Below are 16,443 nucleotides of genomic sequence, written 5' to 3'. Positions count from 1 at the left end.
GGTACCGTTCGGCTCGAAATGATCATCGGCACGCGGGATCGGGGCGCCGGCCGCCAGTCGCCCGCCCGCGAACGCCGTTTCGACCCGAATGGAGTGTCCGTGACCAAGGCGTACCTTGCCCTTGCCGCCGCGTGCGGCCTGTGTGGACTGGTGGCGAGCCCGGCGGCGCAGGCCGCCCCCGAATGGCAGCAGGTCGGCAGTGGCATCACCGGTGGTGTCAGCGGGATGGCGGTGACCGGCTCGACCGCGGCCGGGACCGACGCTGTGATCGTGCGGGACAACAAGGAGGACGGCCAGAACCGGGTCGCGCTCGTGCGCGTGCCCGCCTCCGGTGCCGCGACCTCGACCGACCTGGCGTGGTCCGGTGAGCTGCCCACCGATCTCGAAGCGATCGACGCCGTGCCGGGGAAGGCGGGCGAGTTCGTGGCGCTGGCCAGTTCCGGTACCGCGTATCTGATCACTGTGGACAGTGCTAAAGCGACGGTCGTGCGCTCGTTCCCGTTGCCGGATCTGGACGACAAGGCCAACTACGAAGGGTTCGCGCTGAGCGCGATCGGTGGGAAGACCGTCGCGGTGTGGGCCGACCGCGGCAAGGACGCGGAACCGGGTGTGGTTTCGGCCGCGGAGGTCGATCTCGGGCAAGGCAAGTTCTCGGCCCCGGTGTCGGCGAAGTTCACCGCGCCCTACCCCGAGAAGAAGGTGCGGCACGTGTCGGACGTGAAGGTGCTGGCCGACGGCGCACTGGTGATTTCCTCGGCCTCGGACAACGGGGACGACGGCCCGTTCGATTCGGCGCTCTACCGCGGCGGCACCGTGAAGCTCGACGGTGACCGCGTCGCGCTCGACACGGTCAAGGACCCCACCCCGGTCGCGAAGTACGAGGGGCACAAGATCGAGGCGCTCGCCTGCGGGGCCGCGTCGGGTGTGCTCGGCACCGATGACGAGAACCTCGGCGGTTTCGTGCGGCTCGCGAACTTCTGCTGAGGTGAGCCCGCTCAGGATCCGGTGAGGATCCTGGCGATCGCGCGCGCTGACCGCTCGGGGTCCTCGGCGGCCCCGGGCGGCAGCGCGCCGGTCAGCCACAGCGTCGCGAACCCGTGCACGAGCGACCACGCGGCGATTTCGGCGACCCCCGGTTCGCCTCGGACCGCCCGTGCCCCGCTGACGAGCAGTTCGTAGGTCCGTTCCTGCGCCGAGACGACCGCGGGATCGTCGGCGCGGAAGAGGCCGGGGGAGAACATGACCGCGAAGTGCGCGTGGTGGCCGAGCGCGAAACGGACGTAGGTGACCCCCGCTTCGACGAAGTCCCCGGTGCGTTCCCGCGTTTCGGCGAGCGCCGCGGCCAGCATTTCGTAGCCCTCGGCGGCGAGCGCGGTGAGCAGACCCGCCTTGTCTCCGAAGTGGTGCACCGGCGCGGCATGGGACACCCCGGCCCGGCGCGCCAGGTCGCGCAGGCTGATCCCGGCCGCGCCGTGCTCGGTGATGGCCGCGACCGCGGCGTCGAGCACAGCGCGCCGGAGGTCTCCGTGGTGGTACGGCATGGCCCCACTCTAACCAGAATCTAGTCATTGACAAGATGCACTCGGCCACCCAATCTTGTCACTGCCTAGATTTACTGGTGAAGGGATTTTCCGATGGCTCCGCTCGTGATTCTCGTGGTGGTCACCCTCGTCCTGCTCGGTGCGGGCGCGGCGGGTGTCCGCGCGCTGAGACCGTGGCCCGTCGCGGTGCGCGGCGGCCTCGCCGCGATGTTCGTGGCCACCGGGGTCGCGCATTTCGTTGGCATGCGCGAAGAACTGATCAGCATGGTCCCGGCGGCTCTGCCCGCGCCCGGTTTCCTGGTCACCCTGACCGGGCTGCTGGAGCTGGCCGGGGCGGCGGGACTGCTGTGGCGGCGCACCGCGCCGTGGGCGGCGGGCTGCCTCGGCGCGCTGCTCGTGGTCATGTTCCCGGCGAACGTCGTCAAGGCACTGGACGGGCGGGCGATCCCGTTCGAGGACCAGCTCGTGCCCCGTACGGCGATGCAGGTGGTGTTCGTCGCCGCAACGCTCGCCGTCGTGGTGCACCACCTCCGGGTCCGCGCCGGGCGCACGGGACAATCCCCGGCATGACGGCTGCGGAGTTCCTGTACGAGGTCGTGGGCAAGCGCCGCGACGTCCGGTCCGAGTTCACCGGCGAGCCGGTGGATCCCGAGGTGCTGCGGCGGGTGCTCACCGCGGCGCACCAGGCGCCGAGCGTCGGGCTGAGCCAGCCGTGGGACTTCGTCCTCGTCGAGGACGGCGGGACGCGGCGTGCCTTCCACGGTCACGTGCAGGCCGAACGCGCCCGGTTCGCGGGCTCGCTGAGCGGGGCCGCGGCGAAGGTGTTCGACGGCATCAAGATCGAGGGCGTTCTCGATGCTCCACTGTCCATTGTGGTCACTTACGATCCCGCCCGCGGCGCACCGGCGGTGCTCGGCAGGCACGCGATCGCCGACGCCGGGCTGTACTCGGTGTGCCTGGCGATCCAGAACCTGTGGCTCACCGCCACCGCGGAGGGCCTCGGCGTCGGCTGGGTCAGCTTCTACCGCGAGGAGTTCGTGCGCGAGCTGCTCGGCATCCCCGCGCACGTGCGGCCGGTGGCGTGGCTGTGCGTCGGTCCCGTCGAGCGGCTGGCCGAGGTGCCGGACCTGGAACGCGCGGGCTGGCGGTCCAGGATGGCGCTCGACGAGGTCCTGCACACAGAACGCTGGTGACGTGGAACCGATGTTGTAGCATCGGCCCATCGGGGTAGAAACGCGCCCGGCAGGGCGCGCGCACACGCGGTATCGAACGATCCGTCACTCCTTCATCGCGAAGGAGTGGTGCCATGCGTTCCCCCGTCCACACATCCCGTGCTCCTCGGTCGCTCGGCGCGGCCTGGCAGGCGCTCGCCGGGCTCTCGGCCGTGTTCCTGTTCGAGATGCTCGACAATTCGATCCTCAACGTCGCGCTGCCGACCATCGGCCGCGAGCTCGCCACCTCCACGACCACCCTGCAATGGGTGACCGGGGTGTACTCCGTCGTGTTCGGCGGGCTGATGCTGGTGCTCGGTGCGCTGGCCGACCGGGCGGGCAGGCGCAAGGTCATGCTCTTCGGGCTCGTGCTGCTCGGCGCCGCGAGCTTCGCGACGGTGTTCGTCACGGCCGCGTGGCAGCTCATCGCAGTCCGGGCGCTCATGGGTGTCGCGGCCGCGATGACCACACCGGGCTCGATGGCCCTCGCGTTCCGCCTGTTCGACGACGACCGGCTGCGCACGCGCGCGATCACGCTGATCTCGACGGTGGGCATGGTCGGCCTCGCCGTCGGTCCCACGGCGGGCGGGCTCGTGCTCGCGGTCGCGCCGTGGCAGGTGCTGCTGCTGGCGAACGCGCCGGTCGCCGCGCTCGCGTTCCTCGGCATCCGCGCGGGCATTCCCGCCGACGACCCCGCCGACCTGCACCGCGATCCGGTCGACGTGGCCGGCGCCGTACTGGGCACCGCGACGATCGTCTTCGCACTGCTCGCGCCCACGTTCTTCGTCGAAGCGGGCGCCGCTTCGGCTCTGCCGTGGGCGGCGACCGCGGCCGCGGTCGCCGCGGGAACCGGTTTCGTCTTGCGGGAGAAGGCAATCCGGCACCCGCTGCTCGACCTGAAGCTCATCGCCCGCCCGCTCGTGTCCAGTGGCCTCGCGCTCAAGGCCGCGGCGGGACTGGCCACCGCCGGGCTCAGCTACCTCGCGACACTGCACCTGCAGCTCGGGCTGGGCTGGGCGCCCGCGCAAGCGGCACTCGGGATGCTGCCGCAGGTCGTCGTCCTGATCGCGGGCGGCGCCGTGATCGGCCCGCTGCTCGACCGCGTCAGCCCGGTCAAGGCCGCCTGGCTCAGCGCGGGCGCGGTCGTGTGCGGGCTCGCCGTCTACACCGCGTTCGGCAGGTTCGGCTACGCCTGGATTGCCGTCGCGCTCGCGCTCGTCGCGGCGGGCATGCGCGTGGTCGGCGTGGTGGCGGGCACCAACGTGATGCGCGGTTTGCCCGCGAACCGCACCACCATCGGAGCCGCGCTCATCGACACCGCCAGCGAGGTCACCACCGGGGTCGGCATCGCGCTGAGCGGCACCATCCTGGCGGTGGTCGTCCCCGGCGCGCTGACCACGGCCGCGTGGAGCGCGCGGCAGGCCGCCGGGTTCCGCGAGGCGATCACCTACGCCGGTCTCGCGCTCACCCTGGCGTCGGCGGCACTCGTGGGATGGGGCATCCTCCGCGGCCCGCGTTCCGGCGACGACGCACCAGAACCGTCCACATCGGACACAGCGGGCGAATCGGCGTCGATCCGGTCATGACGGCGCATGCCGGGCGGCGGTGATTTCGTTGTTGTCGAAGCCTTTTCGCCCGCGCGCGTGTCCTTGACACTTCCTTTTCGCGGCCGCGCCCCGCGCTCCCGTAGCGTCGGTGTCGATCACGGCGTCTCGAGCGGGAGGTAGGTGGAAATGGATCCCATCTTCGCGGGCACGACTACGGGAAGGGCCGCGCTGGCAGGCTACTTGAAGACCACGCTCGACGCCGTCGGCGAGGGTGTGCGGGCCAGGGGCGGGCCGATCCCGGCCGGGGAACCGGACGCGCTGGCACGGGCGTGGGCGGCCGGATTCGGCGCGCTGCTCCCGGAAACCGGGGCAGGGCCGGACCACGCGCTGACCGAGATCGTCACGAGGCTGGCCGAAGGGGCGGCCGATCCGGCCGATCCGGCGTGCGCCGCGCACCTGCACTGCCCGCCGCTCGCGGTCGCGGTCGCCGCCGACACCGCGGTCTCCGCGCTGAACCCTTCGCTGGACTCGTGGGACCAGGCACCCGCCGCGAGCGCGCTGGAAGACCGCCTGGTCGCGGCACTGGCCGGGCTCACCGGGTACGACGCCGGAACCGCTGGCGGGGCCGTGACCACGGGCGGCACCGAGTCGAACCTGATGGGGTTGCTGCTGGCCCGTGACCGGATCGTGCGTGCCATCACCGGTGCGGAGGTCTCCCGCACCGGGATTCCGGCCGAGCTGACCGGCAAGCTGCGCATCCTGTGCTCTTCGGTCGCGCACTTTTCGGTCGCGCGATCGGCCGGGCTGCTCGGGCTGGGTGAGGACGCGGTGCTGCCGGTCGCGGTCGACGAAGCCGACCGGATGCGTCCGGACGCGCTGTGCGTCGAACTGATGCGGGTGCGCGAGCGCGGCGAGGTCCCGCTCGCCGTGGTGGCCACCGCGGGCACCACCGACCTCGGCGCGATCGATCCACTGGGGGCGATCGCCGAACTGACCTACGCGCACCGGGTCTGGTTCCACGTCGACGCGGCCTACGGTGGCGGCGCACTGTTCTCCGACCGGCTCGCGCCGCTGCTCGCCGGGATCGGCCGGTCCGATTCGGTCGGGCTGGACCTGCACAAGCTGGGCTGGCAGCCGGTCGCGGCCGGGGTGTTCCTCAGCCGCGACCGCGCCGGGTTCCGCACGCTCGACCGCACGGTCGCCTACCTCAACCCCGCCGACGACGAGGCGGCCGGGTACCGCAGCAGGCTCGGCCTGTCCCTGCGGACCACCCGGCGCGCCGACGCCGCCAAGATCGCGGTGACGTTGCGGGCGTTCGGCAGGCGCGGCCTCGGCGCGCTGGTGGACCGCTGCCACGACCTCGCGCGGTACGCGGCGGCGGAGATCGGCGCCGACCCGGGGCTGGAACTGCGCGCCGAACCGACGCTGAGCACCGTGGTGTTCCGCTTCCTCCCGCCCGCGGGCACGGATCCCGACCAGGCCAACGCACGGCTGCGGCGCGCGTTGCTGGCGTCGGGGACGGCCGTGGTCGGGCGCACCACGATGCCGGACCGGTCAGGGCGGCCCGCCACGTACCTCAAGCTCACCCTGCTCAACCCGACGACCACCCAGGCCGACATCGACAAGCTCCTGCTCGACATCCGCGCCGAAGCCGAACTGTCCCGTTAGGACCCGTCCCGATAGGACTCGTTTCATCGGGCCGCTAGAAGGCGCGCTAGGACGGGAGGTTCGCCACCTGCGTGGCGAGCTGGTGGGGATCGCCGGTGGCGGTGACCGGGTACGACCGCCGCGCCCGGTTCCAGCCGTCTTCCAGTGCGTACCAGTCGATCGGCGCGGGTTGGCCGCCGGTGACGAGTGCCTTGTCCAGCGAGTCGAGGTAGGTGTTCCAGCGCATCGCGTAGAAGTCGCGCACCAGACCGGAAAGCTCGCGGTTGGCGTAGTCGTGCAGGTTGCCGTCGTCGCTCGCGGCGCGGTCGCCCCAGGTGGTGATGATCGAGCGCGCGTCGTACTCGAACCGGGCGCGTTGCGCGTCTCCGCGCGCGCTGGACTTCGCGGCGTCGAGCCACGGTCCGATCAGGAACCGCGGGTCGCTGCCGAGCAAGGAGTCCAGCAGGGCGAGATCGCCGCGCCACTGCCCGGCCAGCGCGCGGAACCCGGGCAGGTCCTTGCGGTCGTAGGCGGATTTCAGCCGGGGCAGCAGATCCCGGCTCGCGTTGGCGAGCACCTGCCGCGCGGTGTTCACCAGGTCGTACCGGTAGGCGTCGGTGGTGCGGCAGGACGGTGCCACGGCGAGCAGTTCCGCGAGCGCGGTCTTCACCGTGGCCGGGTCGTACCGCATCTCCTCCGGCGAGTACGCGGCGGCTTTGGTCGCGGTCAGGCTGGGCCGCGCGGTGAACAACCCGTCCTGCGCTTCGCTCCACTTGCCCGACGGCATGCTGTACGGCCCGCGCCGTAACGCGTCCCACGCCGCGGTGGCGTGCGGGTCGGCGCAGCCGTACCGCCGCGCCGCGTACCCGGCGAACCACGCCGCCTGGTCCAGCGGCCCGTCGTGCCACGCGAGATCGGTGAACATCTCGAACGCGACGGGATCGGTCCCGGTGCCCTCCGGCAGGTAGGCGATCCCGGCCAGCGCACTGTCCGGTTTGGACCGCCACTGGTCGAACCGGCTTGACCACACGCCGGTGTTGGCGCCGATCGTGGTGTGCCCGCCGAAGTTCGGGATCGTGCCGAACGCGTAGGGAGTGCCCTTCCAGGTCTTTTCGCGGTCGAGGTCGTTGTAGCGATCGGACAGTCCGTCCACGATGAACAGTCGTTTCCGGTCGGGTACCGCGTCGATGATCTCCGGCTTCGGGTTGCTCTGCCAGCCGAGCAGCACCCAGGTCGCGCCGGGACGGGCCCGGTCCATCGCGGCGAACACGGCCCGCGCGGCGTCGGCGACCGGTACGTCACCGGCCTGGCCGCCTTCGTGCAGCAGGTCCATCTTCACCATCGAGCCGGTGCCGACCAGCCGTGCCTGCCAGCGGTAGAACTCCGCGGCGAGCCTGGCGAACACCGGATTGCGCGGATCGAGCCAGTCCGGCCGGGTGAACCCGCCCCAGTCGCCCTGCGGCACCACCCGCGCCGATGGATTCTTCTCGGTGAAACGCGGTGGCACGGTGCCGAAGTAACCCGGCAGCACCGGTGTCATGCCGAGGTCGTGGAGCCGGTCGACGAGCCGCTTGCCGAGCGCGGCGCGGTCGAGGACGAGGCGCTCGGGGACCGGGCCGCCGAACGAGGACATGTTCTGCAGCAGCCACCACGGCTGGTGCGCGGGGCCGGGAATCCAGGACAGCAGCTCCGAGCGCGTGTAGCCGAACGAGCGCAGCGCTTCGTAGTAGACCGCGTCCGTGCCCGTTTCCACGAACACCTCGTTGACGCCGTGCAACGCGAGCACGTCGATTTCCCGTTCGTACGAGGCGAAATCGCGATAGGGACCGGAGTAGCCCTCGTCGGTGTCGTTGAGCGCGAACCGGTTCGCCACCGAGGCCGCCTGCCGGATCACGCCCGGCGGCGCGGGCAGCACGCCGGGCAACCGCGAAACGCTTTGTCCCGGCAACGAGATGTCGACACCGGCCACGTGCTCCAGGTACCAGCCAGCCCCGGCGAGCAGCGTCGCGGGGGAGGTGGCGGCGACGGTGATCGCACCGGCGTGACCGGAGATTTCGAAGTGGTCGCCCGTTTCCTGCGGGGGAAGCGCGCGAAGGCGGAACTGGCGGTCGGCGCCGGGCAGGACGCGGTGCAGGCTCGCCCGCGCGGCCGCCGTGTCGAAGGCGCCCGCGGCATCGGTCCCGGCCGCGGCGCCGGTGACCGTGACGGTGCCGAGCGCGGTCACCGCCGCGCAGGTCAGTGCTAGCAGACGCGTCCTCATGGCACCCCGTCCGGTCGGTGACAGTGGTCTGAACCTATGCGGCGGTCGCGCGCCGGGTCAAGAGCCAATCCGACTGGACGTGCTTGAAAGCGCAGAGAACGAATCAACTTCGAGCATTGATCACAGCATCGCGTGGCGGCCGACGCCCAGGGAACGGCCGGTGTCGGTGATCCGCCTCGCCATCGCGTCGACGGCTTCGGTGAATTCCCGCTGCCGCGGTTCCCGCCAGTCCGCGAGCTGATCGAGCAGCCAGTCGCGCCAGCCCGCGACGAGCTGGGTGAACACCTCGCTGCCTTCGGTCGTGAACCGGTAGTGGCCATCGGTTTCGACGAGGAGGCCGAGGCCGACGAGCTGCTGCGCGGTCGGTTCGAAGATCCCGGCCGGCACGTCGGTCAGTTCGGCGATCTCCTGCATGGTCGCGTCGCCGTCGTCCACCGAAGTGCGGTAGACGTGCTGGAGCAGCCACGCCTGCGCGATCGTGATCGTCAGCCCGGTCCTGGCGAGGATTTCGTTGCCAGGGTCGGATTTGAGCCGTCCCATCATGGTCGCGATGAGCTTTTCCAGCTCCTGCTCCGAATCGCTCGACGCGGGCACCGCGAAGCTTTCGCCGACCCCGCTGTTCCCCGAGGCCGCCGCGCGCGAAGTGTCCCGTAGCGGAACCTCCTTCAGGAACAGCGCGACCACGAGCGCCAGCACACCGACGGGCGCGGCGTATAGGAACATCAGGTGGAGAGTGTCCACATAGGCCCCGATGATCGGGGTGCGCAGCGACGCGGGCAGCGCGTGCAATGCCTGCGGGCTCTGCGCCACGCGCGGATCGACCCCGGGCGGTAGCGGGTTCCGGGCGAGCGCGGCGGCGAGCTTGTCCGGCAGGTTGCCCGAGTAGATCGTGCCGAACAGCGCCACCCCGAACGAACTCCCCAGCGTGCGCAGGAAGCTCACGCCCGAGGTGGCGACGCCGAGGTCCGCGTAGTCCGCGGTGCTCTGCACGACGATCACCGGCACCTGCATGATGAGCCCGACCCCGGCGCCGAGCACGATCATGTAGAGGCTCATCAGCCAGTAGCTGGTATCGGCGTCGAGCAGCGACATCAGCAGGAGCCCCGCCACCATCAGCACCGAGCCGGCGATCGGGAAGAGCCGGTAGCGGCCGGTCCTGCTGATCACGGTGCCGGTGGCCAGTGCGGCGGCCATCAGTCCCGCCACGAGCGGCAGCATCCACAGCCCCGACTGCGTCGCGGTCTCGCCGCGGACGTACTGCAGGTAGGTCGGCAGGTAGGTGATCCCGCCGAGCATGGCGAACCCGACCAGGAAGCTGAGGATGCCCGACACGCTGAACACCCGCCCGCGGAACAGCCGCATCGGCAGCATCGGCTCCGCGGCGCGCTGTTCCACCAGTACGAACGCGATCAGCAGCACGACCGAGGCGGCGGCCATCAGCAGGATCGTCGGCGAACCCCACGGGTACTCGGTCCCGCCCCAGCTGGTGACCAGGGTGAGCCCGCTGGCGGCCAGCGCGATCAGGATGATGCCGAGGTAGTCGATACGGGGTTTCGCCGTCGAAACGACCCGGGGGAGCGCGATCGCGGCGATCACGAGCACGAGAATCCCGAGCGGGATGTTGACGTAGAACGCCCAGCGCCAGCTCAGGTGGTCGACGAACAGCCCGCCGAGCAACGGCCCGACCACGGTCGAGATGCCGAACACCGCGCCGATGAAACCCTGGTACTTGCCGCGTTCCCGCAGGGGTACCACGTCGGCGATCACCGCGGCGGCGGTGACCATCAGCCCGCCGCCGCCGAGGCCCTGCACCGCGCGGAACGCGATGAGGGTGCCCATCTGGTCGGCCCATCCCGCGAAGAACGAGCCGACCAGGAACAGCGCCACGCTCGCGATGAACGCCTTCTTGCGGCCGAACAGATCGCCGAACTTCCCGATCAGCGCGGTCATGATGGTCTCGGCGAGCAGGTACGCGGTGACCACCCAGGACAGGTGCGAACCGCCGCCGAGATCGCCGACGATCGTCGGCAGCGCCGTGGCCACGATCGTCTGGTCGAGCGCGGACAGCAGCATGCCGAGCATGATCGCGGCGACGACCAGGTTGCGCGCGCCCCTGCCCAGTTCGCGTGGCCGCGCGGTCGATTTGCCCTCTGCCATGGCGCACCCTCCCCGTCGAAGTCGACGCGAGATTAGGGCGTGGCAGCGGTTCCGGCTCTCCGCGTCACCCGACCGTGGTGCGCGAGATCGTTGTCGGAATACGGGAAATCCGGCCGGAATCGCCGCGGTCAGTGGCGGGCGGGCAGTTTCCAGTCCGGCCGGGGGAAGTGGCAGGTGTAGCCGTGCGGGATCCGCAGCAGGTAGTCCTGGTGCTCCGGCTCCGCCTCCCAGAAGTCGCCCGCGGGGACGACCTCGGTGACCACCTTGCCCGGCCACAGGCCGGAGGCGTCGACCTCGGCGATGGTCTCTTCGGCGACTTTCTTCTGCTCGTCGGTGGTGTAGAAGATCGCCGACCGGTAGCTGGTGCCGATGTCGTTGCCCTGGCGGTCCTTCGTGCTCGGGTCGTGCACCTGGAAGAAGAACTCCAGCAGCGCCCGGAAGTCCGTCTCCGCCGGGTCGTAAAGCACTTCGATGGCCTCGGCGTGGCCTTCGTGGTTCCGGTAGGTGGCGTTCGCCACGGTGCCACCCGTGTAGCCGACGCGCGTCGAGACCACTCCCGGCTGACGGCGGAACAGGTCCTGCATCCCCCAGAAGCAGCCACCGGCGAGGATCGCCTTCTCGACTGGCTTTTCGGACGGGGTGGACATACCGCGGCTCCTTTGCGACAGACCTCGGATGGGCTCTTGACACCACGATATCCCCGGGTCCCGCGGTCTTCCACCGGATGGGATGTTGCCGATGCCTTACGGCGTACGGCCGATGGTGTAGTGCGTTCGGGTTGTTCGGGCGCCCGCGCTGGACGCCGGCCGGGGCACTGCCGAACAATCGGCGCGGATCGAGGGGGTTCGCGATGGGGCGCCGGGAACGTCCGCTGGACGAGGATGGCGGTGCGGTGACGCGGTTCGCGGCGGAGCTGCGGCGGCTGCGGGTGGACGCCGGGACGCCGACGTTCCGCGAGCTCGCCCGGCGCGCGCACTACGCCGCGGGCACGTTGTCCGAGGCCACGGGCGGGAAGAAGCTGCCGACCCTGGCCGTGACGACGGCGTTCGTCCGTGCCTGCGGCGGCGATGAGCGGGCATGGGAAGCCCGCTGGCGCGCGGCCAGCGCCGCGCTCGCGGCGGAACGGGACTGACCTCCGCCCGGCAGGACGCGCGTCGTGGCACGTCCTGCCGGGCGGGACGCCGTCAGCGCCCGATTCCGCCCGGCGGCGGGATCTCCCGTTCGATGCGCAGGACGGCGGCGGTCCAGGTCATCCCGACCCCCACCCCGAGCAGGAGCACGTGATCGCCTCGGCGCGCCTCGCCGGTGCGCATCAGGTGGTGCAGCGCGACGATCTGGTCGCTGGCACCGAGATGCCCGAGCCGGAGGCCGAGCCCGGTCATGGTCTGCTCCTCGGCGATGCCGAGCGGGCGCAGGATCTGGCTGCGCACCAGGTGGCGCCCGTAGTGCGGGGCGCAGATCTTGGCCAGGTCGGGGAGATCGAGGCCCGCGTCGGTCAGCGCCGTCTTCACCACGGTGGTCACCGCGTCGCTGTTGCGCGTGTGCACGTAGTCGGTACCCCGGTCTTCGAGCCATTGGCGCTTGCGGAGCCGGATGTCGATCGGGGTGCGCGCGGCGGAACTGACCGATCGGAACGGTTCGGCGCCGCGTTGCAGGCCTTCCAGCGACGGGTCGGAAAAGGACGCCACGGACAGCAGCCGCGCGAACCCCGGCCGCCGCGATACCACGATCGCGCTGCCCGCGTCGCCGTAAACGATGCCGATATCGGTGCTCCAGTGCGGAAAACCGGGATCGCCGAAGCGGTCGCCCGCGGTGAGGAGCACGTCTTCGTGGTCGGGGCGGCCGCTGAGCACGCTGGCGGCGAGGTCGAGGCCCGCGACCATGCTGTTGCTCATCGCGCCGATTTCCAGTGCCAGCCCCGCCCACGGCCCGATGCCGAGCTGGTCGCGCACGTAGGAGGCGGCGTGCCAGAAGTCGATCCCGGCGTAGTAGATCCCGGCGTGCAGGGAAAGCGACGGGCGGACGGTCTCGCCGGAGACGGCGTCGGCGTGGCGCAGCGCTTCCCGCGCCGCGCTCACCGCGAGATCGGGGCCGTGCCGGTCGGCGACCGAGGTCGAGAGCTGGCCCGTTTTCGCGGCTTCTTCCGGTGTGTACGTTCCCGCGGTCACGGGGCCCGAGACCGGGGTCAGCGATCCGAGGTGGCAGCCGATCCCGGTGAGGTGGAGGTCGTCGAATCTCATCGGCCCTCCCGTTCGCGCCCGGGGCGGGCCCGGACGCCCAGCATGCCGTCTTCGAGTTCGGTGGGCTGTCCAGCGTCCCAGCCCGCTTCGGTGAGCGCGGCCAGCACCGAATCGGTGTCACCGCTGGGAAAGCGGTGGAATCCGGCGAACCGAGGGTTCGCGCCGCCCGGTTCCGCGACGGCCAGGTGCGCCCAGCCGGTCTCGGGGTCCCAGTGCACGAGCAACCGCTGCGAGAACGCGGTGGTGCGGTGCGTGCGGGACAGGCTCCGTGCCGTCGGCTGGGCGGGCACGAACGGTGCCGCGAAGGCCGGCGGTGTGGTGTCTTTCAAGCAGATCTCTCCAAGGCGCCAGCGACGCGCGCATGGGCGCGGCTGACCGTTTGGGGGTGGGAAGACAGCGGGAACCGGATGCCCGGTCCCGCCGAGCGGCCACGTCGTTGAGGCTCGCGGGGACGTGCGGAAAAGTACCGCGACGATCATGGAACTCGACACCGCACCCGCTACTTACAGTGACAGAACCGGTCTGATATGTCTTGACCGTTGTTTAACTTTCCTGAATATAACTCGGATTTCAGCGGAGTGCTCGACTGGTGCACAATGGACAGTTGTTGGCGTCGACTACCCGCCGTAGTGTGACGTCGTTGGTGCGACCGGGTACCGGAGTTCACCGATCGTGGTCACCCGGCGCGGTGCCCGTCGAGGCGGCCGACCGGATCACCATGCCCCGAAGGATGCTCCTACTGAGGGTCGGGTCGTGTATGTCGCCGGAGGCTCCTCTTGGGGCGGTCTGTGTCAGGATCTCGGCTCTCGCGGCGGGCTGCCGCCACCTGCGCGCGTCCCCGAAGGATGCTCCTATAGATGTCATGGGGTGGCCTTCAGCGACTCCGGTGCCGCGAACTTCGCTCTGGTAGGGGGCTTCTGCTGCCTCGGCGGGGATCTTCCTGGTGCCCCGAAGGTGGCTTTCAGGGCATCTAGCGCCCCGAAGGTCACCTTCGGGGCATGCGCGTCGCGATGGTTGGGCGTGCGAGGGGTGGATTTGTGTCGTCTAGCGCCCCGAGGGTGGCTTTCGGGGCGTGCGCAGCCGTGTCCGGACGCCTGCGAGGGCCGGGAAAGTGGCGCTAGTGTCCCCGAGGGTGGCCTTCGGGGACCAAGCGGAGCCCCGCCACCGATCTCGCGGCACCCCGCGACGCGCACCCGCCATCACTGTGACCTTCGGGGCGGTAGACGCCGCGAATTCGACCCTCGCACCGCACTGCCGCCGCCCGCTCCAATCCGCGGCGGGCTTTCGGGTGCCCCGATGGTGGCTTTCGGGGAATCCAGCGCCCTGAAGGTCACTTTCGGGGCAGGCGTGTCGTGGTGGTCGAGCGTGCGAGGGGTGGATGTGCGGCGTTGAGCGCCCCGAAGGTCACTTTCGGGGCATGCGCAGCCCTGTCCGCGCGTGAGCGAGGGCCGTGAAAGTGGCGCTAGGGTCCCCGAAGGTGGCCTTCGGGGACCTACGCCGCCGATCATCGTGCCGCGCACCCGACATCACTGTGACTCTCAGGGCATCTAGCGCCCCGAAGGCCACCTTCGGGGCGTCAGCGGAGACACCGGAACTGCTGTTCATCGAACTGGAGCCGGCCGCGACGCTCGGCGGGAAACGGGTCGCGGTGCGCGCCGTCGACAAGATCGCCGGACCTGGCGGTGGCGCAACACCTACGGCTGGCTGGCGAAGTACCCGATCGACACCGCGACGATGACCGGCTACGTCCGGCCCGTGCTGACCGACGGCGGAATCCGCCGGGACGGGCGCAAGGCCATCGGCAGCGTCTCCGCTCGGCACAGCGCGGCGGCGGCGCGGCGGCTGGTGCGGGACTCCGCCGTGCTCGTCTCGCTGCTGTGGGCCGCCGAGGACCGCGTGTTCCCGATCGAGCACGCGCGCCGGTACGCGGACGCGCTCGGCGCGCAGCCGCGGACGGTCGCCGATTCGTACACCTACCTCGCCGAGGACCAGCCGGAGCGGACCGCCGAAGCACTTCGCGGCCTGCTGACCGAACCGTCCTGAGTGGACGGTGTTCCCAGCGCGCGGACGTTCGTTGACACCGCAGGGGGCCGCTGCTCTACTCGGACGCATGGACGGCACCCCGCTGACCCGCCGCCGCCACGTGGACCTCGCCCGCGTGGCCGGTTGTCGTTGTACCGCTTGATCTTCTTCCTCCGCAGCGCCTGAACCCCGGATCGCGAAAACCGGGGCGGCGAACCATGCCCGAGTAGATCGGAAAGCCCGCCATGACCACGACCGAAAACCCCGTACGCACCGAAGCCGAATGGCTCGAAACCGCGCGCGACGTCGCGGCCAAGCTCGCCGTCGACGCCGTCGAACGCGATCGCGCGAACCAGACACCGCACCGCGAAGTGCAGCTACTGAAGGACTCCGGGCTTGTCACGTTGCTCGGCCCGCCCGAACACGGAGGTGGCGGGCAGAGCTGGGAGACCGCCTACCGCGTCACGCGCGAGGTCGCCCGCGCGGACGGCTCGATCGGCCAGCTGCTCGGCTACCACTACCTGTGGGCGTGGGCGGCGCGGCTGGTGGCCACCGATGCGCAGATCGCCGCGGTCGAAGAGCTGTACACCAGCAACAAGCTGTTCTTCGGCGGCGCGGTCAACCCCCGTGACTCCGACCTGACGATCACCGACGAGGGCGACGAGATCGTCTACAACGGACACAAGTCCTTCTCGACCGGGAGCAAGGTCTCCGACCTGACCGTGCTGGAGGGCGTGCTTTCCGGTACCGAGGACCACATCTTCGCGATCGTTCCGTCCAAACAGGACGGGATCGTGTTCCACGACGACTGGGACAACATCGGCCAGCGGCTCACCGAATCCGGCGGCGTGAGCATCACCGGGGTGCGGGTGCCGTGGGAGAGCGCGGCGGGATACGTCGACAAGGCGTTCCGCCCGCTGACCTACAACACGCTCAACGTGCCCGCCATCCAGCTCGTGTTCACGAACTTCTACCTCGGCATCGCGCAAGGCGCGCTGGAGACCGCGCTGGCCTACACCCGCGACCGGACCAGGCCGTGGCCCTACGGCGGCGACGACAAGGAATCGGCCGCGCAGGAGTGGTACATCCTCGACGCCTACGGCGATCTGCAGGCGAAGCTGTGGGCCGTCGAGGCGCTGACCGACAAGGCGGGCGCGGCGATCTCGGCGGTGCTGCACGCGCCGAGGGAGGACCTCACCCCGGCCGCCCGCGGCGAGATCGCGGTGCTCATCGCCGCGGCCAAGCAACGCGCGATCGACACCGGGCTCGAGATCGGCACGAAGATCTTCGAACTGACCGGTGCCCGCGCCAGCGCGTCGCAGTACGGCTTCGACCGGTTCTGGCGCAACCTGCGGACGCATTCCCTGCACGACCCGGTGGCCTACAAGCGCAGGGAAGTGGGCGCCTACGCGCTCCTGAACGAAATTCCGGAGCCCACCTGGTACACCTGAGCCGCGTCGCTGCTCCGCTATGGTCGGAGGTGAGCCGGAACCGGCCGATACGGACGGAGCAGACGATGAGTGAAACCGAAGACCCGAAACCGGCCAGCACCGAGCCGCCCGCGTTCACGCCGTCGGTTCCGGAAACGGATTACACCGACGGGGGCGTGCCCACCTTCGACTTCGTGAAGGACCGGATCGAGAAGCGGGCCGCCACCGCGGAGGGGTCGACCGAACTGGCCGGGCTCGGCACCGGGCAGGACATGGCCGCGCTGGACAAGAAGATCGCCGATCGCGACGAGGCGGCCAAGGACAAGCTGGCCGAGATCCGCAAGGCCATGCGCGGCGAATGACGCGGTCCGGCCGGGGATGTCGCCAT

General features: G+C 70.5%; 16 protein-coding genes. 10 read left to right on the top strand and 6 right to left on the bottom strand.

The window, feature by feature from the left end:
- Positions 1–18 precede the first annotated feature (18 nt).
- Positions 19–984: a hypothetical protein gene (locus HUW46_RS00350; protein ID WP_215545340.1), complete on the top strand. Its 966-nt coding sequence runs from the start codon at positions 19–21 to the stop codon at positions 982–984.
- An 11-nt stretch (positions 985–995) separates the two neighbouring features.
- Here the strand turns inward: HUW46_RS00350 and HUW46_RS00345 are convergent, their stop codons facing one another.
- Entirely contained in the window at positions 996–1,541 is a 546-nt protein-coding gene (locus tag HUW46_RS00345) for a TetR/AcrR family transcriptional regulator (protein ID WP_215545339.1), read from the bottom strand.
- A gap of 93 nt (positions 1,542–1,634) precedes the next feature.
- On the opposite strand from HUW46_RS00345, the gene HUW46_RS00340 reads away from it, so the two are divergent.
- The 4 genes from HUW46_RS00340 to HUW46_RS00325 all read left to right on the top strand — a co-directional run bounded on the left by HUW46_RS00340 (position 1,635) and on the right by HUW46_RS00325 (position 5,967).
- Positions 1,635–2,111 carry a DoxX family protein gene (locus tag HUW46_RS00340; RefSeq protein WP_215545338.1) on the top strand — a complete coding sequence of 159 codons (477 nt, stop codon included), beginning with the start codon at positions 1,635–1,637 and terminating at the stop codon, positions 2,109–2,111.
- Positions 2,108–2,734, top strand: coding sequence for a 5,6-dimethylbenzimidazole synthase (bluB, locus tag HUW46_RS00335; protein WP_215545337.1), 627 nt, complete (start codon positions 2,108–2,110; stop codon positions 2,732–2,734). Before HUW46_RS00340 ends, bluB begins: the two co-directional genes overlap by 4 nt.
- 113 nt (positions 2,735–2,847) lie before the next feature.
- The gene (locus HUW46_RS00330; RefSeq protein ID WP_215545336.1) at positions 2,848–4,338 is read left to right on the top strand and encodes an MFS transporter; all 1,491 of its coding nucleotides are present in this window, start codon (positions 2,848–2,850) and stop codon (positions 4,336–4,338) included.
- 147 nt (positions 4,339–4,485) lie between these two features.
- Positions 4,486–5,967, top strand: coding sequence for a pyridoxal phosphate-dependent decarboxylase family protein (locus HUW46_RS00325; protein ID WP_215545335.1), 1,482 nt, complete (start codon positions 4,486–4,488; stop codon positions 5,965–5,967).
- A gap of 46 nt (positions 5,968–6,013) precedes the next feature.
- On the opposite strand, the gene HUW46_RS00320 is transcribed toward HUW46_RS00325, so the two are convergent.
- The 3 genes from HUW46_RS00320 to msrA form a co-directional block, all read right to left on the bottom strand.
- Positions 6,014–8,206: an alpha-N-acetylglucosaminidase gene (locus HUW46_RS00320; protein ID WP_215545334.1), complete on the bottom strand. Its 2,193-nt coding sequence runs from the start codon at positions 8,204–8,206 to the stop codon at positions 6,014–6,016.
- 120 nt (positions 8,207–8,326) lie between these two features.
- A complete protein-coding gene (locus tag HUW46_RS00315) occupies positions 8,327–10,363 on the bottom strand; it encodes a DHA2 family efflux MFS transporter permease subunit (RefSeq protein ID WP_215545333.1) in 2,037 nt (678 codons plus the stop codon).
- Positions 10,364–10,491: 128 nt separating this feature from the next.
- Entirely contained in the window at positions 10,492–11,010 is a 519-nt protein-coding gene (msrA, locus tag HUW46_RS00310; protein WP_215545332.1) for a peptide-methionine (S)-S-oxide reductase MsrA, read from the bottom strand.
- A 203-nt stretch (positions 11,011–11,213) separates the two neighbouring features.
- On the opposite strand from msrA, the gene HUW46_RS00305 reads away from it, so the two are divergent.
- Positions 11,214–11,495: a helix-turn-helix domain-containing protein gene (locus HUW46_RS00305; protein ID WP_215545331.1), complete on the top strand. Its 282-nt coding sequence runs from the start codon at positions 11,214–11,216 to the stop codon at positions 11,493–11,495.
- A gap of 52 nt (positions 11,496–11,547) precedes the next feature.
- Here the strand turns inward: HUW46_RS00305 and HUW46_RS00300 are convergent, their stop codons facing one another.
- Both HUW46_RS00300 and HUW46_RS00295 read right to left on the bottom strand, forming a co-directional pair.
- The gene (locus HUW46_RS00300) at positions 11,548–12,603 is read right to left on the bottom strand and encodes a 3-oxoacyl-[acyl-carrier-protein] synthase III C-terminal domain-containing protein (RefSeq protein ID WP_215545330.1); all 1,056 of its coding nucleotides are present in this window, start codon (positions 12,601–12,603) and stop codon (positions 11,548–11,550) included.
- Positions 12,600–12,932 carry a hypothetical protein gene (locus HUW46_RS00295; protein WP_215545329.1) on the bottom strand — a complete coding sequence of 111 codons (333 nt, stop codon included), beginning with the start codon at positions 12,930–12,932 and terminating at the stop codon, positions 12,600–12,602. Before HUW46_RS00295 ends, HUW46_RS00300 begins: the two co-directional genes overlap by 4 nt.
- A 1,405-nt stretch (positions 12,933–14,337) precedes the next feature.
- Here HUW46_RS00295 and HUW46_RS00290 point away from each other — a divergent pair.
- From HUW46_RS00290 to HUW46_RS00280, 4 genes are all read left to right on the top strand, one after another.
- Positions 14,338–14,646 carry an alpha/beta fold hydrolase gene (locus HUW46_RS00290; RefSeq protein ID WP_215545328.1) on the top strand — a complete coding sequence of 103 codons (309 nt, stop codon included), beginning with the start codon at positions 14,338–14,340 and terminating at the stop codon, positions 14,644–14,646.
- A 67-nt stretch (positions 14,647–14,713) separates the two neighbouring features.
- Positions 14,714–14,788, top strand: a complete 75-nt coding sequence (locus HUW46_RS48970; RefSeq protein WP_442861016.1) for a putative leader peptide — start codon at positions 14,714–14,716, stop codon at positions 14,786–14,788.
- 82 nt (positions 14,789–14,870) lie between these two features.
- On the top strand, positions 14,871–16,076 hold the full coding sequence (locus HUW46_RS00285; RefSeq protein WP_215545327.1) for an acyl-CoA dehydrogenase family protein: 1,206 nt from the start codon (positions 14,871–14,873) through the stop codon (positions 16,074–16,076).
- Between the two features lie 65 nt (positions 16,077–16,141).
- Positions 16,142–16,417, top strand: coding sequence for a hypothetical protein (locus tag HUW46_RS00280; protein WP_215545326.1), 276 nt, complete (start codon positions 16,142–16,144; stop codon positions 16,415–16,417).
- Positions 16,418–16,443 lie beyond the last annotated feature (26 nt).

It is taken from the genome of Amycolatopsis sp. CA-230715 (genome assembly GCF_018736145.1).
Lineage (GTDB): Bacteria > Actinomycetota > Actinomycetes > Mycobacteriales > Pseudonocardiaceae > Amycolatopsis.
This window is presented reverse-complemented; position numbering and strand designations above follow the sequence as displayed.